The following is a 26589-nucleotide window of genomic DNA, read 5'->3' on the forward strand; positions in this document are numbered from 1 at the left end:
GGTCGCACCCGGATGCCGACCCCGATCCGCGTTGCCGGGCTGGCGGCTCAGCTCGCGTCGCGGGCGCCGGATCGCAGACCGTGCGTCAGGCTGTGCGTCACCGGCAGTCGCGCGAAGAGCGTTGCCTGGAGCGCATGGTAGAGGTCGGGCTTGCCGCTCCACGTGCCGTCCGCTGGCGCCCCATCGGCGTCGAGCTCGTGGATCCAGCTGCCGTCGGCCTCGATGTGGTGGGCCGCCGCGTACTCCCAGAACCGGGCGTACCACTTCGCGTAGGACGCGTCGCCGGTGGCGCGGAAGAGCGCCGCCGACGTGCCGATGGCCTCGGCGATCACCCAGTGGAAGCGGTGGTCGTTCAACACGATGCCCGCCCAGTCGGTGCTGAATGCGAACCCACCGCGATCCTCGTCCCAGGCATCGGCGACCGCACGGCCGAACAGGCTGCGCGACGCATCGATCAACCAGGTGTCAGGCGAACCGGTGGCTTCGCGCTGCGCGGCCTCGAGCGCGATGAGCAGGCGAGCCCACTCGAGCCAATGGCCCACGGTCGCGCCGTACGGCCTGAAGTGGCTGTCGGGGGAGTCGGCGCCGTACTCGGGATCGGGCGTCCAATCCTCCAGGTAGTGCTCCGGTAGGCGCCACTCGTTGCGCGCGGTCACGTCGCCGATGAGGCGTCGCGCGATGGCCGTCGATCGTTCGACATGGCGGGGATCGCCGTCAGCCTCGTACGCGAGCAGGCCAGCTTCGACGAGGTGCATGTTGGGATTGGCGCCGCGGTAGGGGTCGAGCACGGTGAACTCGCGGTTCCACGTGTCCGCGTACATGCGCGCCTCCGGCTCCCACCAGCGCTCGAGTGCTCCGAGCGCGTCGGCGTAGAGATCGTCGGCCTCGAAACCCGCGAGTTTCGCCGAAGCTGCGGCCAGCAGGACGAATGCGTGCCCGTAGCTCTCCTTCGCGTTGGAATTCGTCGCAGGATCGGCCGCGCCGACGGTGACGAACCAACCGCCGTGCTCGGCGTCGCGCAGCGCGCCGGAGCGGAGAAAGGCGAGCCCGTGCTCCACGCGCTCGGCCTGACCGGGGAACCCGAGCAAGTGCCCGAGCACCGCGCAGTAGGTGTAGCGGCCGGCGATCCAGAGCTGTGCGCCCTGGGACGCGACGGGAGCGCCGGAATCGTCGAGCCAGGAGAAGCCGCCATCCGGGTCGAGCGCGGGCTCTGCGAATGCAAGCAGCCGATCGGTCTGGGCGTCCAGCCACGCCTGGTGGGCGTCGGTGTCGATGGAGAAGCGAGTGTCGGTCATGCGCTGCCTTTCGAAACGGCACTGCGCCGGGGTGCGGAGGAAGATCCTGCCGCATCCCGGCGCAGCTCAGTGCGGGGATATCGCGAGTGCTACTTGTACTCTTCGACGATCTCGAGCAGGTTCGGCACGTTCTGGTACGAATCCGCTGCATTCTCCTGCGTGACGATCACGGGATCGAGCAGGTAGGCGGGCACGACCTTCGAGCCGTTGTCGTACTGGTCGGTGTCGTTCACATCGACCTCTTCGCCCTGCTGCAGCTGACCGATCATCTTGATGGTCTGCTCGACGAGCAGCGCCGTGTCCTTATTGATGGTCGAGTACTGCTTGCCCTCCATGATCGAGCGAACCGACTCGACCTCCGAGTCCTGGCCGGTCACGACGGGCAGTGGCTTGCCCGCCTGCTCGACCGAGGTCAGCACGGCGCGCGCGAGCGTGTCGTTCGGGGAGAGGACGCCGTCGAGGTCGGTGTCGCTGTAGGCGGAGGTCAGGATCGTGTCCATGCGGCTCTGAGCGTTCTCGGCCTTCCACCCGGCGGTCGCGGTCTGCTGGATGTCGGTCTGGCCCGATCCCACGACGAGGGTGCCGTCGTCGATCTTCGGCTGCAGCACGTCCATGGCGCCGTTGAAGAAGACCGCGGAGTTCGCGTCGTCGGTCGATCCGGAGAACAGCTCGACGTTGTACGGAGCATCGTGGTCGGTGCGCTCCTCGAGCCCGTCGAGCAGCGCCTGGCCCTGCAACTGGCCGACCTTGAAGTTGTCGAACGCGACGTAGTAGTCGAGTGCGTCGGTGTTCTCGATGAGGCGGTCGTACGCGATGACCGTTGCGCCTGCGTCCTTCGCGGCCTGTACCTGGGTGGCGAGCTGCTTGCCGTCCTTCGCGCCGATGACGATGACCTTCGCACCGCCCGTGACCATTGCCTGGATCTGGTTCTGCTGCTCGGCGACGGTGTTCGAGGCGGGCGCGTACTGCACGTCGGCCTTGTACCCGGCGTCTTCGAGACCGTCCGTGAAGAGCTTGCCGGCGAGCACCCAGTTCTCGCTGGTCTTGTCGGGAAGCGCGACGCCGATGGTGGCGCCCTCTTCGAACCCGGTTGACGTGGCGCCGGCGTCGGAGCCGCCCGAGCCACCCGCGTCGCCGCCGCGCTCCGAGGAGCATCCGGTGAGCGCCAGGGCGGCCGCGGCCAGCAGAGCGCCCGTGGAGAGGAGGATTCTCTTATTCATGGATTCCATTCACTTTCTGTGATCGTCGAACTCTCGTCAGCGAGAGCCGGGTTCCTTCGTCGCGCTGTCGTCGGCGGCGGGAGGGGTTTGGGAGGAGGAGCTGCGCGGGCCCGGTGCGGGCGGGGCGGCCGGGGGAGCCTCCATGGCGCGGGCGCCGATGGGGGTGGTGTCGATACCTGCGAACTCACCGGGCGGATTGCGCCGTTTCGTGAGGAACCCGAGTACCGATGGGCGGCCCTGCTGCTTGTTGTACGCGTCGATGCCGACGGCGACGAGCAGCACTGCACCCTTCACCATCTGCACGGTGTCGGCGCCGAAGCTGAGCAGTTGCATGCCGTTGTTGAGGAATGCCATCACGAGGCCGCCGATGATCGACCCGATCACGGTGCCGATGCCACCGGAGACCGCCGCCCCGCCGATGAAGACCGCGGCGATCGCGTCGAGCTCCCAACCGTTCCCGTCCTGCGGGCCGGAGGCCTGCGAGCGGGCGACGAAGATCATGCCGGCGACCGCGGCGAGCACCGACATGTTCATCATCACGAAGAAATCGACGCGACGATCCTTCACGCCCGAGAGCTTCGCGGCCTGGCGGTTGCCGCCGACCGCGTAGATGTGGCGGCCGAACACCGTGTGGTTCGTCACGAACGAGTAGAGGATGACGAGCGCCAGCAGGATGATGCCGGAGACCGGGAAGCTCGTGCCGGGCCGACCGCTGCCGAACAGCAGTGCGGCCCCGAGAATCACCGCGCAGAGCAGCACGACCTTCACGACGCTCACCCAAAGCGGTGCGCGCTCAGATCCCATCTTCTTCTGCTGGCGGCGCGTGCGCCACTCGAAGAACACGAGCCACGCGGCGGCCAGCACGCCGAGGATGAGCGTCGGCACGTTGTAGGGGATCGGGATCCCCGCGATCTCGGGCAGGTACCCAGCGCCGATGGTCACGAACTCCTTGGGAACGGGAACCGAGATGGAGTCGCCGATCCATTGGTTCGCGCCGCGGAAGAAGAGCATGCCCGCGAGCGTCACGATGAATGCGGGAACCCCGACGTAGGCGACCCAGAGACCCTGCCATGCACCGACGAGGGCGCCGAGGCCGATGCCGAGAATGATGGCCGCCCACCACGGGAAATTCCATTCCGCCATCGATTTCGCGACGACGATGCCGACGAAGGCCGCGACCGAGCCGACCGACAGATCGATGTGACCCATGATGATCACCATCACCATGCCGATCGCGAGGATCAGGATGTAGGAGTACTGCTGCATCACGTTGATCACGTTGCCGGGCGACAACGTCAACCCGTCGGAGAAGATCTGGAAGATGAGGATGATGGCGATCAGGCTGCCGAGGATGCCGAACTGGCGGAGCGTCGATTGCCCGCCGCCGAACATTCCGCGGATGTCTGAGAACCGGAAGCCGTGCTTCTCCGTGGTCTTCGTATCGGTCGAGGTCATGCGTGCGCCTTCTCGTTCAACGACGTCATGCTGCGCATGAGCGTCTCGGGTGTGGCCTGGTCGGCCGGGATGCAGTCGGTGATGCGGCCTTCGAACACGGTGTAGATGCGGTCGCAGATGCCGAGCAGCTCGGGGAGTTCGCTCGAGATCACGATCACTCCCTTGCCGGCGTTCGCCAGCTCGTTGATGATCGAGTAGATCTCGTACTTCGCGCCGACATCGATACCGCGCGTCGGCTCGTCGAGGATGAGCAGATCGGGGTCGGTGAACATCCACTTGGCCAGCACCACCTTCTGCTGGTTGCCGCCCGAGAGGCTCGAGACCCCGTTGTTGACGTCGGGCGTCTTGATGCGCAGCGACTTCCGGTACTGCTCCGCGACGGCGCGCTCCTCCCGAGCGTCGACCATGCCGCGATGCGTGATCTTCGAGAGCTTGGCCGAGACCACCGACCGCTTGATCGAGTCGAGGAGGTTGAGGCCGAGCGACTTGCGATCCTCGCTCACGTAGGCGATGCCGTGGCGGATCGCGGCCGGCACATCGGGGACGTCGATCTGGGCGCCGTCTTTCGTGATCGTCCCCGAGAGGAACCTGCCGTAGGAGCGGCCGAAGATGCTCATGGCGAGCTCCGTGCGCCCCGCGCCCATGAGGCCGGCGATGCCGACGACCTCTCCGCGGCGCACGTTGAGGCTCGACCCCTTCACGACGTATCGCTCCGGCACCGTCGGGTGCTGCACGACCCAGTCGCGCACCTCGAAGAAGACGTCACCGGGGTTCGGCGTGCGGTCGGGGTAGCGGTGCTCGAGGGAGCGGCCGACCATGCCGTGGATGATGCGATCCTCATTGATCGTGCCGTGCTGCACGTCGAGCGTCTCGACGACCCGGCCGTCACGGATGATCGTGATGTCGTCGGCGATCTGCTCGATCTCATTGAGCTTGTGGCTGATGATGATCGACGCGATGCCGCGATCCCTGAGGCCTCGGATGAGCCCGAGCAGGTGCTCGGAATCGGTGTCGTTGAGGGCTGCGGTCGGCTCGTCGAGAATCAGCAGTCGCACGTTCTTGTTCAGCGCCTTGGCGATCTCGATGAGCTGCTGCTTGCCGACGCCGAGGGCTTTGATGGGCGTATCGGGATCCTCTCGCAGTCCGACGCGTTCGAGCAGCTCGACCGTGCGCGTGCGAGCGGAGCGCCAGTCGATGCCGACCCCGCGGCGAAGTTCGTTGCCGAGGAAGATGTTCTCCGTGATGGAGAGCTCGGGGATCAGGGCGAGCTCCTGATGGATGATGACGATGCCGGCTTCTTCGCTCGCGCGGATGTCGCGGAAGCGCATCTCCCGCCCCTCGACGATGATGTCGCCGGTGTAGGTGCCATGCGGGTAGACGCCGGAGAGCACCTTCATGAGCGTCGACTTGCCGGCGCCGTTCTCGCCGCAGATCGCGTGAATGGTGGCCGGCCGCACCGTGAGCGACACGTCGGAGAGCGCCTTCACGCCCGGAAAGACCTTCGTGATGTCGTGCATCTGCAGCACGGGAGCCGGCTCTGCCTGCGTCGTCGCTGGTTCCACTTGATTGACCTCGCTGTCATCCATCTCGCCACTCGTGTGACCGTTCACATCGTGGAACATGTTACGCCGCGTGTCAAGCCGTTGTCGGCTGATTACAGAATCGTTACCGTCGCATTGCGGGGGAGGTTGTGGATTCCCGCACGATCAATTCAGGGCTCAGCAGTTCGAACTCCGGATCGGGCTGCTGCTCGATGGATGCGAGCAGGTGCATCACGGCCCGGCGGCCGAGTTCCGCGAAGTCCACGCGCACCGTGGAGAGTGTCGGCCAGGTGTGCGCGGCGACGGGAATGTCGTCGAACCCGATCACGCAGACGTCGTCAGGCACGCGCACCCCGGCATCGCGGAATCCGTGCATCAGACCGATCGCCATCAGGTCGTTGGCGGCGAAGATCGCGGTGAAGTCGCGCCTCCCCGACAGTTCGCGACCCGCGAAGTACCCGAAGTCGGCGGTCCAGTCGCCCCGGATCGGCGGCAGCGTCGACAGATCGGCCTCGAACATCGCATCCAAGTACCCGTGCATGCGCGATTCTGCTTCGATCCAGTCCTGCGGGCCGGCGATGTGCAGGATGTCCTGATGCCCGAGCGCGACCAGATGCTGCACCGCCATGCTCGCCCCCAGCCGCTGGTCCGATGCGATGCTCTCGGCTGTGCCGCCCGCTCCCGTGTGCAACGAAGCGACCGGAACCCGCACTCCGAGCCCGCCGATGACGTTGAACACGCGCACCTGGGGGGCGAGTACGATGATGCCGGCCACTTGTTCGTGATCGAACTGACGCACCGCCTCGCCGATCGCCTCCGGCGAGGCGTCCGGAAGGTTGAGCGTGCTGATCGAGAAGCCGCGCTCCCGGGCGACGCGCTCGATCGCGACGATCGCCGACGTGGTGCCGTACTCGCCGATCGTCGCGGAGAGGATGCCGAGGACATTGGGACGCGACGAGGCGAGCGCCCTCGCGGCCTGGTTCGGGCGGTAGTCGAGGGTCTGGATCGCCGAGAGCACCCGCTGACGCGTGTCGTCCCGGATGCTGGGGTGATCGTTGAGCACCCGAGAGACGGTCTGATAGGAGACGGCGGCGAGGCGCGCGACGTCGCGGATGCTTGCCGGTTTGGCCCTCGCCTCTCCGTCTCCGGACATCAGGGCCTCCGCGGTGAAACTCGAATGTGTACGTTCACATTAGTGTACGCGCGGGCCCGCCCGGGCACGCCCTCACAGCTGATCTGCGTCGAGAATCGTGTACGCGTACCCCTGCTCAGCCAGGAACCGCTGGCGGTTCTGCGCGAAATCCTGATCGACGGTGTCACGGGTGATCAACGTGTAGAACGACGCCGTGGCCCCGTTCGCCTTCGGGCGCAGCAGACGCCCCAAGCGCTGCGCCTCCTCCTGGCGGGAACCGAATGATCCCGAGATCTGAATCGCGACCGAGGCATCGGGGAGATCCACCGAGAAGTTCGCGACCTTCGACACGACGAGGATCTTCTCCTCCCCGTCGCGGAAGGCCTGGAACAGGCGTGCTCGCTCATCGACGGGAGTCTGCCCGGTGATCAGGGGTGCGCCGAGCGCCTCCGACATCGACTCGAGCTGATCGATGTACTGCCCGATCACGAGAACGCTCTCGCCGGGATGACGGTCGATGATGCGGCGCGCAACGGGCTGCTTGATGAGCGCGCTCGACGCGATGCGGTAGCGATCCTGATCCTCGGCCACCGCGTAGTCCATGCGCTCCGCCTCGCCGAAGTCGACGCGCACCTCGAAGCACTCCGCAGGCGCGATGAACCCCTGCGCCTCGATGTCCTTCCAGGCGGCGTCGTACCGCTTGGGGCCGATCAGGCTGAACACATCGCCCTCGCGGCCGTCCTCGCGCACGAGCGTCGCTGTGAGCCCGAGACGGCGGCGCGCTTGCAGATCCGCGGTGAGCTTGAAGACCGGCGCGGGCAGCAGATGCACCTCGTCGTAGACGATGACGCCCCAGTCCTCCGCGTCGAGCAGGGACAGATGCGCGTACTCGCCCTTTCTGCGGCTCGTGAGGATCTGGTACGTCGCGATGGTGACGGGCTTCACCTCTTTCACCTGCCCCGAGTACTCGCCGATCTCATCCTCGGTGAGCGTGGTGCGACGCAGCAGCTCGTCCCGCCATTGCCGCGCCGATACCGCATTCGTGACCAGGATCAGCGTCTTCGCGCCGACCGCTGCCATCGACGCCGCGCCCACGATCGTCTTGCCCGCCCCGCAGGGCAGCACCACGACGCCCGAACCCCCGCGCTGGAAGGCCTCGACCGCCTTCGCCTGATAGTCGCGCAGCTGCCAGCCGTCCTCTGCCAGCGAGATGTCGTAGGGCTCACCGGGGCGGTACCCGGCGAGATCCTCCGCCGGCCACCCCCGGGCGACCAGCTGCTGCTTCAGCTCTCCGCGCGCCCACGCCTCCACCGGGAACGTGTGCTCGTCGATGCGGTTGCCGAGGAGCGGGGCGATCTTCTTGGCGCTCGCGACCTCGCGGAGCACCATCGGATCCTCCGAGCGGAGCACGAGTTGCGCGGGTGCCGCCTCCTCGGCGGCAGCCGCTGCCGAGTCGCCCGCGGGATCCACCGCGGCGTCGCCCGCGACCTTCGCGCGCTCGATGGTGAGTCGCCCATAGCGGCGCATCGTGTCGGCGATCTCGTTGGCGACACCGCTCGGCACCGGGAACTTGGCGTACAGGTTCAGCGTCTCGAGGATCTCGTCGGACGTGTGCCCGGCTGCCCGCGCATTCCAGAGCCCGAGCCGGGTGACCCGGTAGGTGTGGATGTGCTCCGGGGCGCGCTCCAGCTCGGCGAAGACCGCGAGCGCGTGCCGCGCGTCTTCGGCATCGGGATGGGCGACTTCGAGGAGTACGGTGTGGTCGCTCTGCACGATGAGGGGGCCGAGAGTCATAACCAGCAAGTCTACCGCGCATCGCTGGGCCGCCGGAGCGCCGGTTCAGGCCGGTTCGACGGCCGTGATCATGTTCACGGGCAGCGTGCGTTCGACACCCGCCGCTTGATCCGCGGCGCGCAGACGCCCGGCATTGACTGAGACCGGGAGCAGCGTGAACGTGCGCACCTCTCCGCGCGCCTCCGCCGTCACGCGCACGGGGCTGCGGTCGCGGATCGCGAGCTCGAGTCGCCTGGTGAAGTCGCCCGTGCCCGGCTCGGAGCGCGCAGCGGTGAAGACGCGCTCGACCAGTGCGTCGAACGGGGCCGTCGGTCCCTCGCCAGCTCCCGCCCGCCGGCTCGCGGTCGCTCCCGCCGCCTCGGATGCGGTGGCACCAGCCTGGAGGGCGCCGACTTCCGCGGGTTCCGCGGGCTCCGCGGGTTCTGCATCTCGCAGTGCTGCCACCTGCGAAGACGCGTGATACCGGGCATCGGCGAGCGCGGCGAGCACATGGTCAGCACTCAGGCGGGAGTACAGCACCGTGTCGGACGCGCGCGAGCGCTGCAGCTGGAGGTGCTGCAGCGCACGATCAACGGAGATCGTGGCCGCGACGTCCGCCCGCGCGAAGGAGAGGCGCGTGCGTCCTTCGTCACCCGCGTACTCGCCGACGACGATGCCGCCGACGCGCTCGCCCAACGAGTCGAGCAGGTACTCGAGGGGTTGAGGGATGCCCGTGAGCGAGATGCGGGTGAACGCCTCCCGTGCGGTGGCCGGCGAGAGGCCCCGCTCGTACGCCTCGGCGATCGACGCCTCGCTGATCCGCCGGGTCGAGGCGACGCCGATGTGCTCGGGGCGAGCGAGCGCTGCGAGCACCGCTTCGTCCTTCGGCGGCAGCGGGCCGGGTACGACCACGCTCAGGTCGGGTTGCACGTAGACGCCCGTCGCGGTCTCTGGCATCGCGCGCGCAATCTCGGAGGTGACGACTTCTCCGACGAGGAGTGCGTCGGCCACCTCCGTGAAGCGCCCTTCGACGGTCAAGCCCAGGTATTCGGCTCCGCGCACGAAATCGTCCACCGCAGTGAGGTCGGTCGCGGGTAGCAGGGGATACCGCGTCGGCACCCCTGCCGCGAGCGCGCGCAGATCGATCTCCGCCTGGTCTGCTCGGTTCCATTCGGTGCGCAGCGTCGAGGGCATACTGCAACCGGCGGCATGCGCGAGGGAGAGCCATCGTTCGACATGCGAGCTGTGCAACCACGCGCTCGAGGCGGCGGCGGTGATCAGCAGATGGTCGTCGATGAGAGCGGTGACCAGCCCCGCCCGCATGAGCGCGGCGAGTGCGAGCGACACCTCGTCGGGTTCGACCCCGGTCGATTCCGCCAGCTGCTTGACCGTCGCGACGGCGATGCTCCCCGAGCGGTTCAACTTGCCGGGGCGGTCGCGCAGGGTGCGCAGGCACTCCGCGGCCTGCCCGACGGCCGTGAGCGCCGAGGTGAACCAGGCGCTGGTGTCGACGTCGCTGCTGATATCGCCAGGAAAGGGGGCGGATGAGAGCGAGTCGATCACCACATGCGCTGCGTCGAGCGCGTCGCTGAGTGCAGCGGCGACTTCGGGCAGACTGACGGCGGATCCGCCATCGCGACCGAGCAGGCCCATTCCGAACAGCTCGGAGACGAGTGCGGCATCGGCGCCAGTCGGATCGCGCACCGCTGCGAGGCTCGCGCAATCGAGCGGAGCCAGAGCTCGCGCGATCGACTCCGTCTTCAGGAGATCGGAGGCGAGCCCGATGGGATCGGTGATGCCCGCGGGTGCGTGCGGGCGCCGGCTGCGCACGAGCGCAGCGAGAGTGTCGCGATCCATCTCCGCGAGAGCGGAGGCGAGCGCGAGTGTGCCGCTCATCAGCGCATCCGACCTAACGGCCGGAGAGCCTTCGAGTCTCTGTGCGGCGGCGGCGCTGAGTGAGGATCAGCAGGACGATCAGCAGGACGAATCCGACAGGCAAGCCGATCATCGAGATGCCGTAGACGATCGGCCACAACCCCTCCGCAAGCGCGAAGCGATTGTTCAGGCCGACGATCAGGGTCGCGAAGAAAGAGAGGAGCGCCAGACCGATGATGGAAAGGGACGCGTAGGCGAGGATCCGCTCGAGGATCGACGGCGTGCTGGGTTCAGTGGACATCCGCTTCATTTTATCGGGTTCCGGCCTCCGCGCGAGGGCAAGATGGCCCGCTAGAATTGGCTGAATGCTCGGGAACCCGCGCTCGCGAACGGGCGTGAGCGGAACGCGGGGCATCTCGACGAGACGGAAAGGAACGAGGCATGCCGAACGGCAAGGTCAGGTTCTACGACGAAGACAAGGGCTTCGGGTTCATCCAGGGGGATGATGGCGCTCAGGTGTACCTGCACGCCTCGGTCGTGCCGGCGGATGCCGAGATCCAGGCGGGCACACGTCTGGAGTACAGCGTCGCCGACGGGCGACGCGGCCCCCAGGCGCTGTCGGTGCATGTCCTCGACACCCCGCGCCTCGCCAAGCGCAGCAGGAAGTCGGCCGACGAGATGGCGGTGATCATCGAAGATCTCGTGAAACTGCTCGATGGTCTCGGCGAACGCCTGAAGCACGGGCAGTACCCGGAGCGCGCACAGTCGCGGAAGGTCGCGACGATGCTGCGACGAGTGGCGGATGATTTCGATGTCTGAGACCGAATCGGAGTCCGGGCTCGCTCCCGATCCGGTGCTCCTCGACGCGCGTGACCAAGCGCGCGCTGCGCTCGCCGAGATCACCGACCCCGCGTCGATCGGCGACGACAACGGTCACGAGGTCGAAGAAGCGCACGTGCTCACGCTGTTCTTCGAGTGCCGACTGGCGGGCTACCCCGGATGGCGGTGGGCGGCGACCCTCGCGCGCACGAGCGAGGACGCGCCGGTGACGGTGCTCGAGGTCGAATTGCTGCCGGGGCCGGATTCGGTGATCGCTCCTGATTGGGTGCCGTGGTCGGAGCGTCTCGCGCAGTATCGCGAGGGGCACGCCAAGCAGGGGGACGATAGCGCCGCAGATGCGGAGAGTGACGAGCTCGACGACGCCGGCGACGAGCTGGACGGCGACTTCGAAGACGAGCTCGATGGCGCCGACATCGATGACGACGGTGACTTCGGCGCCGACGACGCGGAGTCGGATGTCGACGACGATTCCGACGACGACGATTCGGATGACGACGACGATTCTGACGACGACGATTCCGATGAGGACATCGACGACGATGCCGATGACACGGCACTGTTCGATGAGGACAGCGATGACGTCGACGACGATGATGATTCCGACGACGACGACGACGATGACGATGATGACGATGATGAGGACGACGACGAGTAGTCGGCCCGAGTGAGCGACGCCCTCGACCCGATACGGGTCGAGGGCGTCGTGCGTTTCCCCCTGCATCGTCGCGCTCAGAAGGCGCGACTGTCCCGGAAATACGTAATTCTCCCGGATCCCCTTCGCTCAGACGCTCTCTAGCGTGACTGCCAGGGGGTCGGAGACGGCGTCGACGGCGATGCGGTCGCCCCCTGAACGGGGCGAAACGGGGATGCCATGCACCAACCGCGAACATCGGGGACCGAATCAGGGGTGAAGCCGCTGCGGCATGCGGAAACCCGGCGGCGAGCGGGCGCCCTCGGGCGGCCGCGGTCGGATCGGCCGCAGCGCAATCGCGTCGCCGGGAGGACGGCTGCTGCCGCTGCCGTGGCGATGGCATTGCTCCTGCTCGGCGCCGGGCCCGCTCTCGCGAATGACCTCGGCGCCGCGGAGTCAGAGGTGCCCTCCGTGGCGGAACCGATCGCACCGGCTCCCGGCGTCTTGCGCTGGAGCGCCGTGGACCCGAGCGGCGTCGCTGTTCCCGGTGCGCACTTCGAGGTGCAGGGCCCGCGGAACACCTCGATCGCCGATGACGGAGCTGACGCTCAATGGGGGGAAGCCGGCACGACGGCGGTGGCTGACGGTGACGCCCTCGACCTCGCCGAGGAACCCGCGGTACTCATGCTGCAGCGCATCGGCCACGCATTAGACCCGTCGGTCGCGGTAGACGTGCACGTGGGGGAGACGTTCCGCATTCGTGCCGTCGGTGCCGGCGCCTCTGCATGGCAGCAGGTGTCAGCCGGCGCATCGCGCACGGACGCCACCCCGATCTCGGTCGCACCTCAGCACGTTCCAGCGGCGGAGACCCCCGTCGAACCCGCGGGACCAGAGCCGGATCCGGAGCACATGGAACCGGAAGACGCCGCAGGCTCGGAAGCCGACTCAGAGCCGGAACCGAACGCGGCGGAGCCGGTGCCGCAGCCGCCGATTCGAGCGAATGCGGCCGTTGCCGCTGCAGCGGGAACAACGACGTTGCGCGTGACGAAGATCGGCGATCGCACGGGTGACGGGCTTGCGGCAGGCGCACCCGTCTCCGGCGCGACGTATGAGGCGTTTGCCTCGACCGGAGGTGCGGGAGCGCAGCCGACCGGCCCATCTCTCGGCTCCTGCGTGACGAACGCCCAGGGAATCTGCACGATGAGCGTTCATAACACGCACCCCAACGGCGTGTGGGTCACAGAAACCGCGACCCCAGTCGGTTGGCGGGCGATCGGGGCCTTGGGCACCGGGCCGTACGACCAAGGGAAAACGGTAACGCCGTATCAGTTCCGAGTCCCCGTCGGTACCGGGGCGCAGAACGTCACGCGCAATGTGACGGCGGATCGGAATCAGCCGAACACATCGGTGAGCGACGCCTGGGTCGACGTGCGAGACAACCCGAAGTTTCCTGAGGTGTGCGGCATTTCGATCGCGATGGTCTTCGACACGTCGACCTCGATCAATGGAAACGAGATGACGCAGTTCAAGAACGCGGCGAAGAACTTCGTCGGGACGTCGGGTCTCGGCGGTACGCCCTCACGAGCGACGATGTTCAGTTTCAGTACGACCGCAGGGGTGCTGAACGGTGGCACTGCCTACAATCTCTCGGTTCCAGGGACGGCCGCGGGCAATACCGGGTATCTCGGTGCAGCGCAGCGCATCCAGTCGGGCCTCCCGGCTCAAGGCGACGGATTCACGAACTGGGATTCGGCGCTTCGGCTCGTACAGCAAACGGGAGCGTTCGACATGGTCCTGATGCTGACCGATGGTGATCCGACCACGTACGGATCGGGCACGACGACCGACACGAACGTGCAATTCCGGATGGTGGAACAGGCGGCGATGTCAGCGAACGCGATCAAGGCGAGGACCGGTCCGAGCGGTACGGCGACCAAGATGCTCGGAGTCGGAGTCGGCCTGAGCGCGAACTCGCATCTCAACTTGCAGGCGATCACCGGTCCGGCGGAGGGGAATGACTACTTCCTCTCATCCGGCTTCTCGTCCCTGCAGCAGACACTCCAGCAGATTGCGACGAAGAACTGCGCCAGCAGCGTCACCGTGATCAAGGAGACGCGAGCATCCGACGGAACGCTCATCGACGACAACGCACCCGGGTGGGACTTCACCGGTCAGCTCGAGGTTCCGGGCAGTGCGCCCGTCACGCAGACGACCTCTGACACCGGTACGAATTTCTCCCTGGTCTTCCCGGATACCGCCAACCGTACATTCACGCTGACGGAAACCCCGCAAGCCGGGTTCACGTTCGTGAACGCGACATGCTCGAATGCCGCCGGAGCGGTGACGCAGAAGACGAACGGCTTCTCAGTTCCGGTGAACGGAAAGCTGATCACCAGTTGCACGATCGTCAACAAGCAGGACCCCCCGACCGCGAAACTCACGCTGGTGAAGCAGGTGGAGAACGCGTACGGAGGCACGAGCGTCGTCGACGATTGGACCCTCACGGCCACGGGCCCGACCACGATCACCGGAAAAACGGCGCACGCCGAGGTGACGAACGCTACCGTGACGCCGGGAAGTTACACGCTGAGTGAGTCGACGGGTGCCGGTTACACGGCGAGCGAGTGGAGCTGCACCAACGGGAGATCTTCGATCGCGGTGACGTCTGACAGCGCCGTTGCCGTGCCAGCCGGCGGTTCCGTGACATGCACGATCACGAACCGCGATCTCGCCGGAGGCGTGCGGTGGACCAAGACGGCCGAAGCCGGAGGCGCGCTGCTCGCCGGGTCCGCGTGGAAGATCACCGGTCCCGGCACTCCGCCAGGAGGGACAGCGATCGCCGATTGCACCGCTGCTCCATGCACAGGCGCCGACACCGATGCAGGCCCCGGCGCGTTCGCGCTCGCAGATCTCGCTTGGGGGGCGTACACCGTCACGGAGACGCAGGCCCCACCGGGGTACATCGGAGGGGCGGAATTCACGTTCGCCGTCACTGCGGAGAACGCCGGCACCATCATCGACCGCGGCGCCATCACCAATGCGCAGCAACCGGGAGTCGCGCTGCCACTCACCGGAGGCCTCGGAGCGCAGCTCTTCACGTTCGGCGGCCTGGGCGTCGCCGGATTGGCGATCCTCACCGCGTTGGTCGCGCGTCGCGCGGGCAGGCTGCGCCCCCGAATCATCACTTCGATCACCCCAGCACCGTGACCCGGGCACGCGACGACGCGTCCCATGGAGAGGAAAACACCATGACATCAGCAGAACGGCGCCCGCACCTGCGGCGCGCGCTCGCCGCAGTCGGAGCCTTCGCCCTGGCGCTACTCGGAACCGTGGCAGTCGCTTCCGCAGCGCAAGCTACCGACCCTCCCGACATCTCGAACATCGTCGGAACGTCGGGCAGCCTGACCATACATAAGCACGCAGGAGATCCGGGTACCGCTGGTGATGGCGGCGTCATCACGTCACCGGACAGCGTTGACGCACTCGGCGAGGGACTCGACGGAGTGCAGTTCAGCCTGCAGCGAGTGACCTTCGCAGGGAAGCCGATCGACCTCACCACCGCAGACGGGTGGGACCAGGCGCAGGACGCCACCCCCGCGAACGCCGGAACTGCCCCGTACGGTCTCGTCGCAGCCTCGACGCCGTCGGTGACGACGGCGGGTGGTGGCCTGGCAGTCGCCGACGACCTCCCGTACGGCCTCTACCTCGTCACGGAAACGGATGCTGGGCCGAATCCGATCGTGTCTCCCGTTCAGCCGTTCCTGGTGTCGGTGCCCTATCCCGAGGCTGCTGACAGCTCCTGGCTCTACGACGTGCACGTCTATCCGAAGAACAAACTCAATGCGACGGAGCCCACGAAGACGGTCGCCGCCCCGGAGGGGCTGGTGCTCGGTTCGACGGTCAAGTGGACCGTCACCGCCCCCATTCCGGAGCTCGGGGTCGGTGACACCTACCGCAAGTTCATCGTGACCGATCAGCTCGATCCGCGACTCACGCTCTCGGGGGTTGCCGTCTCGCTCGACGGTGAGGCGCTCGCGCTCGGCACCGATTACACACTGCAGCCCGCCTCATTGCCGGCGACCAACGGGCCCAATGCCGTAGTGACGCTCACCCCGGCCGGACTCGAGCAGCTCGCCGGAAAGACGGCGGTCACCGTCGAGCTCTCGACGCAGGTGGCCTCGCTTGGAAGCGGTGAGACCGGCGGCAAGGTTCAGAATAAGGCCGTGGTCAATGTCAACGACTCCGTGCGCGAGACGGATCGACCTCAGACCAACTGGGGTCCGTTGCAGATCGTGAAGACGGCAGCGCAAGAGCCCAATCGCACCCTTTCTCGAGCGGAATTCACCCTGCACGAAACGAAAGGCGGTCCGGAGGTCTCAGGAGTCGGGCTTCTCACCAGCGACTCAGACGGCATCGTCTCGGTGGCAGGGCTCTGGGTGGGCAATGGCGCGACGCTCTCCAAGAACTATTGGGTGCGCGAGACGCAGGCGCCGGCCGGTTACGTGCTTCCCTCCGGTGATGCCGCATGGACGGAGGTCACGGTGAACGCCGGTGACCTCGCGAGCGTCGTCTCGGTTTCCATCCAGAACACTCAGCAGCGGGGCCCCAACCTTCCCCTCACAGGATCGAGCGGGGGCACCGTCTTCATGGCAGGTGGCGCAGCGCTGCTGCTGATCGCCATCGGTTCAGCGCTCGTGGCGACGAAGCGCAAGCGGAATCCGCTGCAATAGAGGTGCAATCCAAGGGGGCCGAGCATTCAGCTCGGCCCCCACAGCCCGGGACTTCGAGTAAGGCGGCGATGATGAGTACCGTACTCCAGGATCGCGCGCCGCGACACGGCGCGACGCAGGCGTCGTCTCGACGCGGCTTTCCGTATCTCGCCGTCGCGGCTTCGCTGCTTGCGCTCATCGGGGTGCTGGTGCTCGTCTACCCCGCTGCCGCAGCGTGGTTCTCGCAGCTGGAGCAGTCTCGGGTGATCAGAGACCTCGGATCAGACACCGGTGAGGAGCCCCTCGACGCACTCGCCTCCGAAATTGCGCGCGCGCGGTCGTACAACGACGCTCTGATCGGTGGAGCTCTCCTGGAGGAATACCGGACGGTGCCCGCGGGCACCGGCGTGCTCGACAACGTGCCCGCCGACGCGTACAACGGCCTTCTCGCAGCCGACGCGGAAGGGGCGATGGGCCGTTTGCGCGTTCCATCGATCGACCTCGATCTTCCGATCTACCACGGCACGGCCGATGCGACCCTTGCGAGAGGTGTGGGACATCTCGAAGGCACTTCGCTTCCCGTGGGAGGCGCATCGCAGCATTCGGTGCTGACTGCGCACCGAGGCCTCGCGACATCAGAACTGTTCTCGAACCTGGATCGGGTCGGCGTCAGTGAAACGTTCACGGTGGAGGTATTCGGCGAAGTGCTGGTCTACCGGGTCATCGAGAGCCGAGTGGTGCGCCCAGACCAGACGGAATCACTCTTCCCTCAAGCCGATGCCGATCTCATGACCCTCGTGACCTGCACCCCGCTCGGCATCAACAGCCACCGCATCCTCGTCACGGGCGAACGCGTTCTGCCGACGCCGCAGGCGGACGTCGACCGTGCGGGGGAGGGGCCGGAAGCTCCGGGCTTCCCCTGGTGGGCGGCGGCGGTGCTCGGCAGCGCGGGCGGTGTCGTGTGCTACCTGGTTCGAATGCGCGGCTCACGGACCGATCAAGCGAGGGAGAACGTCATGAGCGAGTGACTCACAGACCGGGGCGTCCGCGGCCTTCCTCCGCACTGGCGCCCCGCACAAGAAGCGGGTTCGCGGCTGCGAATTCTGCACCGGCTCGGCCGGGGCGATCGTGGCCACCGCTTCCCGTCGGGCCCGGAGACTCCCCCTTGATCCGGGCCCTTCGGTCTGCGAGCGTCAGCTCAGGCGATCGAGCACGTAATCGATCGATGCGACGAGCGCGCGCACGTCATCCGGATCGATCGCGGTGAACGTCGCGATGCGCAGCTGGTTGCGCCCCAGCTTGCGGTACGGCTCGGTATCCACCACGCCATTGGCGCGGAGCGCGCTTGAGATCGCTGCGGCATCCACGGTGTCATCGAAGTCGATCGTGACGACGACCTGCGAGCGATGATCCGGATCGGAAACGAAGGGGGTCGCGACCGAGGTGCGGTCGGCCCACTCGTACAGCACCCCGGACGACTCGGCGGTGCGGGCGGCAGCCCACCCGAGACCGCCGTTGGCGTTGATCCAGCGCACTTGCTCGTCCATCATGCCGAGCGTCGCGAGCGCCGGGGTGTTGAGCGTCTGATTCTTCCGCGAGTTCTCGATGGCACCCGCGAGATTGAGGGTCTCCGGAATGTACCGGCCTGACGCCGTGACGCGCTCGATCCGCTCGATCGCGGCGGGGGAGACGAGGGCGAACCAGATTCCTCCATCCGAGGCGAAGTTCTTCTGCGGGGAGAAGTAGTAGACATCCACCTCCTTCGCATCGAAATCGATGCCGCCGGCGCCGCTGGTCGCATCGACCACCGTGAGGGCGCCGGGATCGCCCGCCACTCGCTGCACCGGGGCCATCACGCCCGTCGAGGTCTCGTTGTGCGGGTACGCGTACACGTCGACTCCCGCGACTGCCTCAGCGGTGGATCGCGAACCGGCATCCGCTGCTCGCACGTCGGGCTCCGCCAGGAACGGCGCAGAGCTCGCCGCCTTCGCGAACTTCGCCCCGAACTCGCCGAAGGTCAGGTGCTGGCTGCGGTGCTCGATGAGCGAGTGCACTGCCGAATCCCAGAACGTGGTCGCACCGCCGTTCGCGAGCAGGATCTCGTACCCGTCCGGCGCGCGGAACAGATCGGTGAGGCCAGAGCGGACGCTTCCCACGAGATCTTTCACAGGAGCCTGGCGGTGCGAGGTGCCGAGAACTCCGGGCTGCAGCGAACCGAGGAAAGCGAGCTGCTCGTCGCGCACCTTGGATGGGCCGCACCCGAATCGTCCGTCGGCGGGCAGGAGCTCAGTGGGAATCGTGATGTCAGCCATGAGCGCAATTCTATCGAGCGCGTGCTTCGCGACCCGCTCCGCCGGGTCAGGATGCCCTAAACTGGACGGTGGACCCGAAAGGACGGCGATGACGGACCTGATCGACACGACCGAGATGTATCTCCGCACGATTCTGGAGCTCGAAGAAGAAGGGATCGTCCCCCTGCGTGCGCGCATCTCCGAGCGGCTCGGTCATTCGGGTCCGACCGTCTCGCAGACCGTCGGTCGCATGGAGCGTGACGGCCTCGTCGTCGTCACGGACGATCGCCGTCTCGAACTGACGATCCCGGGTCGGAGCAAAGCCGTGCACGTGATGCGCAAGCATCGTCTTGCAGAGCGACTCCTCGCCGATGTCATCGGGCTCGAGTGGGCGTATGTCCACGAGGAGGCGTGCCGGTGGGAGCACGTGATGAGCGAGCAGGTCGAGCGGAAGCTGCTCGGCATCCTCGGCAATCCCACGGAGTCGCCGTACGGAAACCCGATCCCCGGGCTCGAAGAGCTTGGCGCCGTGCGCGCCGGGTCCTTCCAGACCGGAGTCACGGGGCTGACCGAGCTGCTCATCGATCCCGAGGTGGCCGTCGTCGCGCGCATCAAGCGACTGGCCGAACCCCTCCAGGTCGACCCGGAGCTGCTCGAACAGCTCGCGGCAGCGGGCGTCCTGCCCGGGAACCGGGCCTCCTTCAGCCGCAGCGGGCACACCGTGCACGTCGAAGTCGAGGGTTCGAGCGAAGCGATCGACCTGCCGACCGAGGTCGCTGCGCACATCTTCGTCTCGATCTGACGACCCCTCATTCCTTCGCCGCAGCAGTGCGGTTGGGCCGGAATGCGGGTGCAATCTGATCTGCCCAGACCGGGCCGATCCACAAGGTACTGAGACCGAGGAGTCGACATTGACGTTGCTTACCCCTGAAGCCCACCTGCGAGCCGTCGCCGAGACCGTCCGCAGGCGCAGTTCTGCGGAGCCCGAGTTCTTGCAGGCGGTGCGCGAGGTGCTCGAGACGCTCGAGCCGGTACTCGCCGAGCACCCCGAGTACATCGAGGCGGGAATCCTGGAACGGCTCGTCGAGCCCGAACGTCAGCTCATCTTCCGGGTGCCCTGGACCGATGATGCGGGTCGGGTGCACGTCAACCGCGGGTATCGCGTGCAGTTCAACTCCGCGCTCGGCCCCTATAAAGGGGGACTGCGCTTCCACCCGAGCGTGAATCTCTCCGTCGTGAAGTTCCTGGGCTTCGAGCAGATCTTCAAGAACGCCCTCACGTCGCAGCGCATCGGCGGCGGCAAGGGAGGATCGGACTTCGACCCGAGCGACAAGAGCGATGCCGAGGTCATGCGCTTCTGCCAGAGCTTCATGACCGAGCTCGTGCACCACATCGGCGAGCACACCGACATTCCGGCGGGCGATATCGGCGTCGGCGGCCGCGAGATCGGCTACCTCTTCGGGCAGTACCGCCGCATCACGCAGCGCTACGAAGCCGGGGTGCTGACGGGCAAGGGTCTCGGGTGGGGCGGGGCCGAGGTGCGCACCGAGGCCACGGGCTACGGCGCGGTCTTCTTCGCCGAGGAGATGCTGCTGCGCGCTGGTGACGGGATCGAGGGTCGCCGCGCCGTCGTCTCGGGCTCAGGCAATGTCGCGACCTATGCGATCGAGAAGATTCAGCAGCTCGGCGGCACCGCGATCACGGCGTCCGATTCGAGCGGGTACATCGTGGACGAGGCCGGCGTCGACGTCGATCTGCTGAAGCAGGTCAAAGAGGTCGAGCGGTCTCGCATCTCCGTCTACGCGGAACGCCGTCCCGGCGCGCACTTCGTCGCGACCGGTTCGGTCTGGGACGTCAAGGGGGAGCTCGCATTCCCGTGCGCGACTCAGAACGAACTCGACGCCGAGCACGCGCGTTCGCTCATCGCCGGAGGGCTGCGCGCGGTCGCCGAGGGCGCGAACATGCCGGCCACACCGGAGGCCGTGGCCCTGTTCCGCGAAGCCGGCGTGCTCTTCGCGCCGGGCAAGGCGGCCAATGCGGGAGGGGTGGCGACGTCGGCGCTCGAGATGAGCCAGAACGCCGCGCGTTCGCGGTGGGATCGCGACAAGAGCGAGTCGCGTCTGCGCGACATCATGCGGGACGTTCACGCCTCCGCGTACGACGCATCGGTGCGGTACGGTCGCCCAGGCGACTACGTGCTCGGTGCGAATTCCGCCGCGTTCGAAACGGTGGCGCACGCCATGCTGGCGCAGGGTGTGATCTGAGCCGCGATCTCTCGGCGTCGAGCTATTGTGAGTCGCTCATTGGCCCCGACTGCCGCACGTTTCAGCGGTACTTGAAGGTTTCGTGACCTGAGCGTGACATATTCGTGATGTTCGGTTACCCTTGAACGGTCGCGGCCCGCACGGGCTGCACCTGACGCAGACACCAGTTGGCAACAGTAAGGCAGATATACACGTGACTCAGCACTCCAGCACGGACGTCGTGCTTCCGAGCGAGCTCGTCGGACGGACCCCGTCGCGAGCGAAGCGGATCGTACAGATGGCCGGCGCAGCAGCACTGAGCCTGGGCATGGTCGGCACCTTCTCGCTTCCGGCATATGCGACGAGCCCGGCACCCGAGGGGCTCCCCGACGGGTTCCTCGCCGCGCAGACGCTGCAAACGAACAATGCCGAGACCGTCGTAGCCGTGGGCGAGACGCCCGCCGGCAGCGACGAGGCAGCGACCGCTGAAGAGGCAGCCGCAGCCAAGAAGGCTGAAGACGAGGCGAAGGCGAAGCAGGAGGCAGCGGATCGCGCCGCTGCCCAGAACGCCGCAGCTGCCCCCGCGGGTGCCGCAGGAGCTTCGGCTCCGGACCCCTCCGCTCCCCAGGGCGGCGACGTTCCTGCCGGAAGCGGCGCACAGGGCATCGTCGATGCAGCGCTCGCGCAGCTCGGTGTGAACCAGGACTGCACCGCGCTCGTGGAGAAGTCGCTGCGCGCTGTCGGCATCCCTGCTGGTGACCTCGGTACGCAGGTGCACGAGTACACCGCGCTCGGCGGAACGATCGTGGGAAGCGGCAACTACGCTCCCGGCGACATCCTCGTGTTCCCGGGCCAGCACGTCGGCGTCTACATCGGCAACGGCCAGGCCGTGCACGGCGGATGGGGTGGCACCACCCGCATCGGGCCGATCGCTCCTGGCGGCGAGTCGGGCCTGACGGTGGTTCGCTTCGGCTAAGACGATTCGTGTGTGCAAACGGGCGGGGTTTCGACCTCGCCCGTTTTGCGTGTTCGCGCCCGCCTAGCCGACCGCACCCCTTCCAATCTGCGAGCGGGGTCGATCTTCGTGCGTGTTGCATGGTCGACACGCACGAAGATCGACCCCGCTCCCAGGTGGGGCGCGGGGCGCGGGGGAGTCTCAGGGCGTCCGTGCGCTAGAATCGCATGGGCCGCTTTCCGGCCCAGCGCCCCGGTAGCTCAGTGGATAGAGCACTTCTCTCCTAAAGAAGGTGTCGTAGGTTCGATTCCTATCCGGGGCACCCTCGAGAAGATTGATCTGTAGCGCCCTCTCCTCCGTAGCGTGCGCGTACAGCTGTTGAAGTGTTGTCGTGTTGGCGTGACCGAGGTTCTCCGCGACGACTGTGAGTTCGACTCCTCCGTCGAGCATCTCTCCGGAAAAGGGTGACTTCGTCACGCATCCCGCTTCCGCACACGGGGTTCCGCCGCGCGAGTGGCGAGGTGAGGGACGATGAATCAGCGCGCTTTGACCGGGAATAAGAACAGGCCGGCAATCGCAGCCGCGCCGGCCATGATGATCGCCGAGGTGAAGTTGTCGAACGACAGCCAGGCGATCGGCAGGATCATTCCGAATCCGATGACCGCGGCCCACCAGTTGAGTCGTTTCTGCTCGGCGCTGCTCATGCCTTCAACGTTATGCGGCGAAGCGCATGGCCACTTCCCCCGCGCGACGGAGATCCGAGGGGGTTCAGGGCGCCACTGCGCGATTCGTTGGCTCCCTCGTACAATGCGCGGCTTCACCTCCTGTCCTACCGAAGCTCGTCGAGCGACCGGGTCTTCCCCTGGACACGCGTTTCCCAAAACTCATAGGACACGGTGGTTCCGCTCAGTTCTTCTTTCACCAAATCACAGAGCTCAAGACCTTCCATATACGCCTCTCGGCACGCGACCAACGACGGCCAGCCCGACTCGTAGCCGTAATCATCGTTGAAGCGTGCGGCCCACGCCCGAAGCCGTGAGTCGAGAGCAGGGCTGAACAGCGCCTTCACGTTGTGGATGAGTTCCCCGTCATCGTCGTAGGCCGTCACAGGCAGGGTGAAACCGTACTCGTTTGCTAGTGTCACTCGCGTTGGTGTAATCATTCTTTGCAGCTCGCTCCAGGGAAGGAAGTGATCACAATCCTGTCCTATGGAGCTCATCTCCCTCGTGCTCTCCATTGACGCAGTCGTGGTCTCCTTCGTCGGGCTCCTCGAAGCTAGTCGGGCGCGGAGAGGCGCCCACCGCGCAGCCGCCCGCTGGGTCAGGCGGCTCAGAGCAGCTCTGCTGCTTCCGTGTCCGTGAGCTCGATCTCCTGGCCGCTGTCGCCCAACCAGTAGTGGCTGCGCTGTCCCGGCTCCGGGTGCTTCCGCGCGATGAGCGTGAACGTCGATCCGTCGACGGTTTTCACCGGCCCCGCCGCTGTGCGCTTCTTGCGATTCTCGTCGACGAACATGCCGGCCACAAGGCCGAGTGCGATCCCGACCCCTAACCACAGGGCGAGGTTGTCGAGCGTGATTCCGAGTACGACGCCGAGGCTCACGCCGAGCGACATGCCGATCGCAAGACCGGTGTGCTCGTCTTGCGCTGCGGGTTTCGAGTGGTTCTCGTCCATGTGTGCCCTCCATTCGTGGTGCTCACGAATCTACGGTGGCGCCGAACAGGGCACATCCCCCGGGAGGGGGAAATGCTGAGGCGCTGGGCGAAGCAGCGAAGCAGTCGAGCAGCGGAGCAGTCGAGCAGCGGAGCAGCCGAGCAGCGGAAGGCGCGCACCGGAACGGGGGAGGCGCCGTGGCAGAAGGACAGCCCCTCCGCGCTGTGAAGCTCGAAGGGGCTGCGCACCGCGGAAGGCGTGGTTAGGCGGCGGTCCGCGAGGGCTTTCCGGCCCGCACGCGGAACCACAGGGCGAGTTCTTTCGCTGCGCGACCGGTGGTGAACTCGTCGGGTGCAGCGGCGATGTCGGCGAACGAGTCCCGGAATCCGGGAAGCGCCGAGGACGACTGGTTCTTCAACGGCTGGTATCCCATCGTCCAGTCGTCGAACTGCCGTTCGAGCGTGAACTCGTCGATGAGCACGCGCACGTTGGTGTGGCGCGCATCCCGCCGGATGCGTTCGGTGAGAGCGTCGACCGCTTCCGGGGGGCCCTCGAGGAACTGGATGAACTGATCGTTCCGGTAGAGCAGGATGCCGGTGATCCCGGCCGCCGCGTTGTGCGCCCGCGCTTCGAGCAGGAGCTGATCGAGGTCGGCCTGGTAGAAGCGGGAGACCGCCTCGCTCGAGTAGACGAGTGAGCGGAGTGCTCCGTCGGGGAGGGGCACGCCGCCGGTGGTGGACTGAGGCTCAAGCAACGGTGATCGCCCCTTCTGGTGAGAGGTGCAGGGCTTCGAGGGCGAGCATGGCTTCTGAGAGCGAGGCGTATTCGCCCACGGCCTGGGAATACATGTCGCAGACAACGTGTCGTGTCTCGGTCTCTACGTCGATGTAGCCGAGGAATTCTCCGCTCCGGCTTCCCACATAGAAGCCGTGCTCCACCTCCGCCCAGATGATGTCGGCGTGTGCGGAACTGATGGTGCTCATGGATCTGAGCCTTTCCGCGACCTTCATGCGCGGCATCAAGCTGATGCCAGGACAGGCACGTCATGTGCCGGGGCCGCCGGGACAGTGTATCCGAGGCGGTCGTGTTCTACGGGGGCGCGCACGGTTTGTTCGGATCGGATTCCACCGATTCGTGCCCCGTGCTCTCGGCCAGCGTTCCGCCCGTCGCACGCGACGTCCCGCGTGCGACGGGCATCAGCCAGGTGGCCCTGACGGGCAATTGGAACGTGGCGACCGAGGGGCGATCATCCGCCGCTGAAGGGCGGATTGATCAGCAGGTCCGCGCGTTCGGTGAGAAACGAGCTGAGGGCCGGTGCACCCGAGAGGGGTGCGCCGGCCTTCCATCGCACGCGGATCTCTCCGGAGGCGTAACCGAGGAGTCCGTCACCCGAAAGCGCCGAATGAGTCGCTGGCGCATCGGCGTCGAGTGGGATGGGCGTCGCGTCGAAGTTGACGGCCTCCCCGACGGCATACCCGCCGCGCAGCGCGGCGGCGGCGATCTCCCGCCGCTCCTCCCGGGAGACCGACTGGTAGCCAGGGCGCCCGCGCTCCGCGGCGCGTGTCGCCTGTCCGAGCCCGTAGAGCGAACCCGAGTCGGCGAGCAGCAACGATCCGATGCGCCAGACCTCGCCGATCGGACGCATCACTCCCGGTTTCATGCGCAAGAAGCCGCGACGGGGCGGCACGTACTCCGCTAAGAACTCCCGCGGAACCCTCGATGCCGCGAGGCGTTGCGCGGTCGCGCTGCACGCGGCCCGCGCGCGCTCGACCGCGGCGACGAACTCGGGTGGCACGGTTGTCGCTCGCGGCTCGGGTGACTCGGACACCCGCACAGTGTAACGCCGGCGCGATGCGCGATCCATCGGGCGCACCAGCAGCCGGACGATCCGTTCGACGAGGCTCTCCGATCCGTGCGAGAGCGGCGACATAGACTGTAGGAATGAGTCAGAACGCCGGTCAGCAATCGCTCGAAGTCGAGCGCAAGTACGATGTCGCGGCGGATCTCCTGCTGCCTCCCGATGCGGCATTCGAAGAGGCGGGGCTGCGTGCCGAGGCGCCGATCACGTACGAGCTCTCGGCGATCTATTTCGACACCAGCGATTCAGATCTCGCGAGGCGCGACCTCGCGCTTCGCGTGCGGCGCGGCGGGTCGGATGCGGGGTGGCACCTGAAGCAACGGGGTGAGGATGGTGTGCGGGAGCTCTTCTGGCCGCTGAGCGACGCCATGCCCGAGGGAGTGCGTTCGGAGCTGCGTGAGCGGATCGGCGGTGCAGCTGACGCGGTCTCGCCGATCGCTGAGCTCAGCACGGAGCGCACCGTCGTCGTGCTCAGCGACGCCGCCGGTGCAGAGCTCGTCGAGCTCGCGGATGATCGAGTCGAGGCGTTCGACCGTGTCGAGGGTGTCGCGCGCGCCTGGCGCGAGTGGGAGGCCGAACTTCTTCCCGGTGCCCCGGCCAGCGCTCTCGACGTCGTCGAACCTGTGCTGCTCGCCGCAGGGGCGGCGCCGTCGCTCAGTCTGGCGAAGATCGCGCGCGCAACGGGCCGCCTCGTCGACGCGGCGCGACGTTCGGGTGCTGGCGCGGATCGGATCGTCGCGCTCGAAGCACTCGACCGGGCGGATCGAGCCGCTGCTGATGCGCGCGCTGATTCCCGAACCGAAGGAGCTGCAGAATGAGGAACACCCCGGATCGAGGCGATCGCGACAGATCGCCATCCGAGCCGCCGTCGCCCGGCGCGCGGCGCAAACAGATCATCGTCGGGCTCGTCATGGGGCTGATCATGGGCGTGGTGCTCGGCGCGCTGACGCAGTTCTGGCTCTGGCTTCCGGCCGGTCTCGCGATGGGGCTCGCGACGGGTGCCATCATGAAGCCGCCGGCTGACCGGTCCTGAGCAGGGAGCTGCTGCAAGCGTTTGCTGATTTCGCAGTGATATTGCCATCTCGATTGCGGAATCGAGCGCATTCGGTGAGAATTTGCCG

Annotated in this window: 25 protein-coding genes and 1 tRNA gene; 11 read left to right on the forward strand and 15 right to left on the reverse strand. The window is 66.9% G+C overall.

The genetic code is table 11. The annotated features are described in order from the left end of the window. Positions 1 to 47: 47 nt before the first annotated feature. The 8 genes from WFH23_RS00610 to WFH23_RS00645 form a co-directional block, all read right to left on the reverse strand. The gene (locus WFH23_RS00610; protein WP_336661261.1) at positions 48 to 1295 is read right to left on the reverse strand and encodes an AGE family epimerase/isomerase; all 1248 of its coding nucleotides are present in this window, start codon (positions 1293 to 1295) and stop codon (positions 48 to 50) included. Positions 1296 to 1384: 89 nt separating this feature from the next. Continuing rightward, the gene (locus WFH23_RS00615) at positions 1385 to 2515 is read right to left on the reverse strand and encodes a substrate-binding domain-containing protein (protein ID WP_090146844.1); all 1131 of its coding nucleotides are present in this window, start codon (positions 2513 to 2515) and stop codon (positions 1385 to 1387) included. A gap of 36 nt (positions 2516 to 2551) precedes the next feature. Beyond that, positions 2552 to 3970 (reverse strand): multiple monosaccharide ABC transporter permease, encoded by a 1419-nt coding sequence (gene mmsB / locus WFH23_RS00620; RefSeq protein WP_211650156.1) that lies wholly within the window; start codon positions 3968 to 3970, stop codon positions 2552 to 2554. Further along, a complete protein-coding gene (mmsA, locus tag WFH23_RS00625) occupies positions 3967 to 5556 on the reverse strand; it encodes a multiple monosaccharide ABC transporter ATP-binding protein (protein ID WP_336661262.1) in 1590 nt (529 codons plus the stop codon). The genes mmsB and mmsA overlap by 4 nt, the downstream gene beginning before the upstream one ends. Positions 5557 to 5635: 79 nt before the next feature. Beyond that, on the reverse strand, positions 5636 to 6664 hold the full coding sequence (locus WFH23_RS00630; protein WP_200329989.1) for a LacI family DNA-binding transcriptional regulator: 1029 nt from the start codon (positions 6662 to 6664) through the stop codon (positions 5636 to 5638). Positions 6665 to 6736: 72 nt separating this feature from the next. Next, the gene (locus WFH23_RS00635; protein WP_336661263.1) at positions 6737 to 8437 is read right to left on the reverse strand and encodes a DNA repair helicase XPB; all 1701 of its coding nucleotides are present in this window, start codon (positions 8435 to 8437) and stop codon (positions 6737 to 6739) included. Between the two features lie 45 nt (positions 8438 to 8482). Continuing rightward, the gene (locus tag WFH23_RS00640) at positions 8483 to 10312 is read right to left on the reverse strand and encodes a helicase-associated domain-containing protein (protein WP_336661264.1); all 1830 of its coding nucleotides are present in this window, start codon (positions 10310 to 10312) and stop codon (positions 8483 to 8485) included. A 13-nt stretch (positions 10313 to 10325) separates the two neighbouring features. After that, entirely contained in the window at positions 10326 to 10592 is a 267-nt protein-coding gene (locus WFH23_RS00645) for a hypothetical protein (RefSeq protein WP_090146874.1), read from the reverse strand. A 140-nt stretch (positions 10593 to 10732) separates the two neighbouring features. Here WFH23_RS00645 and WFH23_RS00650 point away from each other — a divergent pair, with 140 nt between their 5' ends. From WFH23_RS00650 to WFH23_RS00670, 5 genes are all read left to right on the forward strand, one after another. After that, the gene (locus WFH23_RS00650; protein WP_090146876.1) at positions 10733 to 11110 is read left to right on the forward strand and encodes a cold-shock protein; all 378 of its coding nucleotides are present in this window, start codon (positions 10733 to 10735) and stop codon (positions 11108 to 11110) included. Then, positions 11103 to 11786: a DUF3027 domain-containing protein gene (locus WFH23_RS00655; RefSeq protein ID WP_336661265.1), complete on the forward strand. Its 684-nt coding sequence runs from the start codon at positions 11103 to 11105 to the stop codon at positions 11784 to 11786. The genes WFH23_RS00650 and WFH23_RS00655 overlap by 8 nt, the downstream gene beginning before the upstream one ends. A 216-nt stretch (positions 11787 to 12002) precedes the next feature. Further along, the gene (locus WFH23_RS00660) at positions 12003 to 14969 is read left to right on the forward strand and encodes a SpaA isopeptide-forming pilin-related protein (protein WP_336661266.1); all 2967 of its coding nucleotides are present in this window, start codon (positions 12003 to 12005) and stop codon (positions 14967 to 14969) included. Positions 14970 to 15010: 41 nt separating this feature from the next. Then, positions 15011 to 16492 (forward strand): SpaH/EbpB family LPXTG-anchored major pilin, encoded by a 1482-nt coding sequence (locus WFH23_RS00665; RefSeq protein ID WP_336661267.1) that lies wholly within the window; start codon positions 15011 to 15013, stop codon positions 16490 to 16492. Positions 16493 to 16563: 71 nt separating this feature from the next. Next, positions 16564 to 17499: a class C sortase gene (locus WFH23_RS00670; protein WP_336661268.1), complete on the forward strand. Its 936-nt coding sequence runs from the start codon at positions 16564 to 16566 to the stop codon at positions 17497 to 17499. A 165-nt stretch (positions 17500 to 17664) separates the two neighbouring features. Here WFH23_RS00670 and serC read toward each other — a convergent pair whose 3' ends face one another. Beyond that, positions 17665 to 18783: a phosphoserine transaminase gene (gene serC / locus WFH23_RS00675; RefSeq protein ID WP_336661269.1), complete on the reverse strand. Its 1119-nt coding sequence runs from the start codon at positions 18781 to 18783 to the stop codon at positions 17665 to 17667. A gap of 88 nt (positions 18784 to 18871) precedes the next feature. Here serC and WFH23_RS00680 point away from each other — a divergent pair, with 88 nt between their 5' ends. The 4 genes from WFH23_RS00680 to WFH23_RS00695 all read left to right on the forward strand — a co-directional run bounded on the left by WFH23_RS00680 (position 18872) and on the right by WFH23_RS00695 (position 22282). Further along, on the forward strand, positions 18872 to 19564 hold the full coding sequence (locus WFH23_RS00680; RefSeq protein ID WP_200329964.1) for a metal-dependent transcriptional regulator: 693 nt from the start codon (positions 18872 to 18874) through the stop codon (positions 19562 to 19564). A gap of 109 nt (positions 19565 to 19673) precedes the next feature. After that, positions 19674 to 21026 carry an NADP-specific glutamate dehydrogenase gene (gdhA, locus tag WFH23_RS00685; RefSeq protein ID WP_090146884.1) on the forward strand — a complete coding sequence of 451 codons (1353 nt, stop codon included), beginning with the start codon at positions 19674 to 19676 and terminating at the stop codon, positions 21024 to 21026. Positions 21027 to 21219: 193 nt separating this feature from the next. Next, on the forward strand, positions 21220 to 21981 hold the full coding sequence (locus WFH23_RS00690) for an NlpC/P60 family protein (protein ID WP_336661270.1): 762 nt from the start codon (positions 21220 to 21222) through the stop codon (positions 21979 to 21981). Between the two features lie 228 nt (positions 21982 to 22209). Further along, positions 22210 to 22282: transfer RNA gene (locus WFH23_RS00695), tRNA-Arg, on the forward strand. Positions 22283 to 22496: 214 nt separating this feature from the next. On the opposite strand, the gene WFH23_RS00700 is transcribed toward WFH23_RS00695, so the two are convergent. From WFH23_RS00700 to WFH23_RS00725, 6 genes are all read right to left on the reverse strand, one after another. Beyond that, the gene (locus WFH23_RS00700) at positions 22497 to 22664 is read right to left on the reverse strand and encodes a hypothetical protein (protein WP_176698278.1); all 168 of its coding nucleotides are present in this window, start codon (positions 22662 to 22664) and stop codon (positions 22497 to 22499) included. A 125-nt stretch (positions 22665 to 22789) separates the two neighbouring features. Continuing rightward, positions 22790 to 23104, reverse strand: coding sequence for a hypothetical protein (locus WFH23_RS00705; RefSeq protein WP_336661271.1), 315 nt, complete (start codon positions 23102 to 23104; stop codon positions 22790 to 22792). Between the two features lie 185 nt (positions 23105 to 23289). After that, complete coding sequence (locus WFH23_RS00710) at positions 23290 to 23631, reverse strand: hypothetical protein (protein ID WP_336661272.1); 342 nt, start codon at positions 23629 to 23631, stop codon at positions 23290 to 23292. 241 nt (positions 23632 to 23872) lie between these two features. Then, entirely contained in the window at positions 23873 to 24364 is a 492-nt protein-coding gene (locus WFH23_RS00715) for a BLUF domain-containing protein (protein ID WP_234037102.1), read from the reverse strand. Further along, complete coding sequence (locus tag WFH23_RS00720) at positions 24357 to 24593, reverse strand: hypothetical protein (RefSeq protein WP_141653199.1); 237 nt, start codon at positions 24591 to 24593, stop codon at positions 24357 to 24359. The genes WFH23_RS00715 and WFH23_RS00720 overlap by 8 nt, the downstream gene beginning before the upstream one ends. 263 nt (positions 24594 to 24856) lie before the next feature. Further along, positions 24857 to 25438 (reverse strand): hypothetical protein, encoded by a 582-nt coding sequence (locus WFH23_RS00725; RefSeq protein WP_336661273.1) that lies wholly within the window; start codon positions 25436 to 25438, stop codon positions 24857 to 24859. A gap of 113 nt (positions 25439 to 25551) precedes the next feature. Here WFH23_RS00725 and WFH23_RS00730 point away from each other — a divergent pair, with 113 nt between their 5' ends. Both WFH23_RS00730 and WFH23_RS00735 read left to right on the forward strand, forming a co-directional pair. After that, positions 25552 to 26286 carry a CYTH domain-containing protein gene (locus WFH23_RS00730; protein ID WP_090146897.1) on the forward strand — a complete coding sequence of 245 codons (735 nt, stop codon included), beginning with the start codon at positions 25552 to 25554 and terminating at the stop codon, positions 26284 to 26286. Beyond that, positions 26283 to 26501: an HPP family protein gene (locus WFH23_RS00735; protein WP_200329950.1), complete on the forward strand. Its 219-nt coding sequence runs from the start codon at positions 26283 to 26285 to the stop codon at positions 26499 to 26501. Before WFH23_RS00730 ends, WFH23_RS00735 begins: the two co-directional genes overlap by 4 nt. The last annotated feature ends 88 nt before the right edge of the window (positions 26502 to 26589 follow it).

Source organism: Leucobacter sp. USHLN154 (genome assembly GCF_037145595.1).
Classification (GTDB): domain Bacteria; phylum Actinomycetota; class Actinomycetes; order Actinomycetales; family Microbacteriaceae; genus Leucobacter; species Leucobacter alluvii.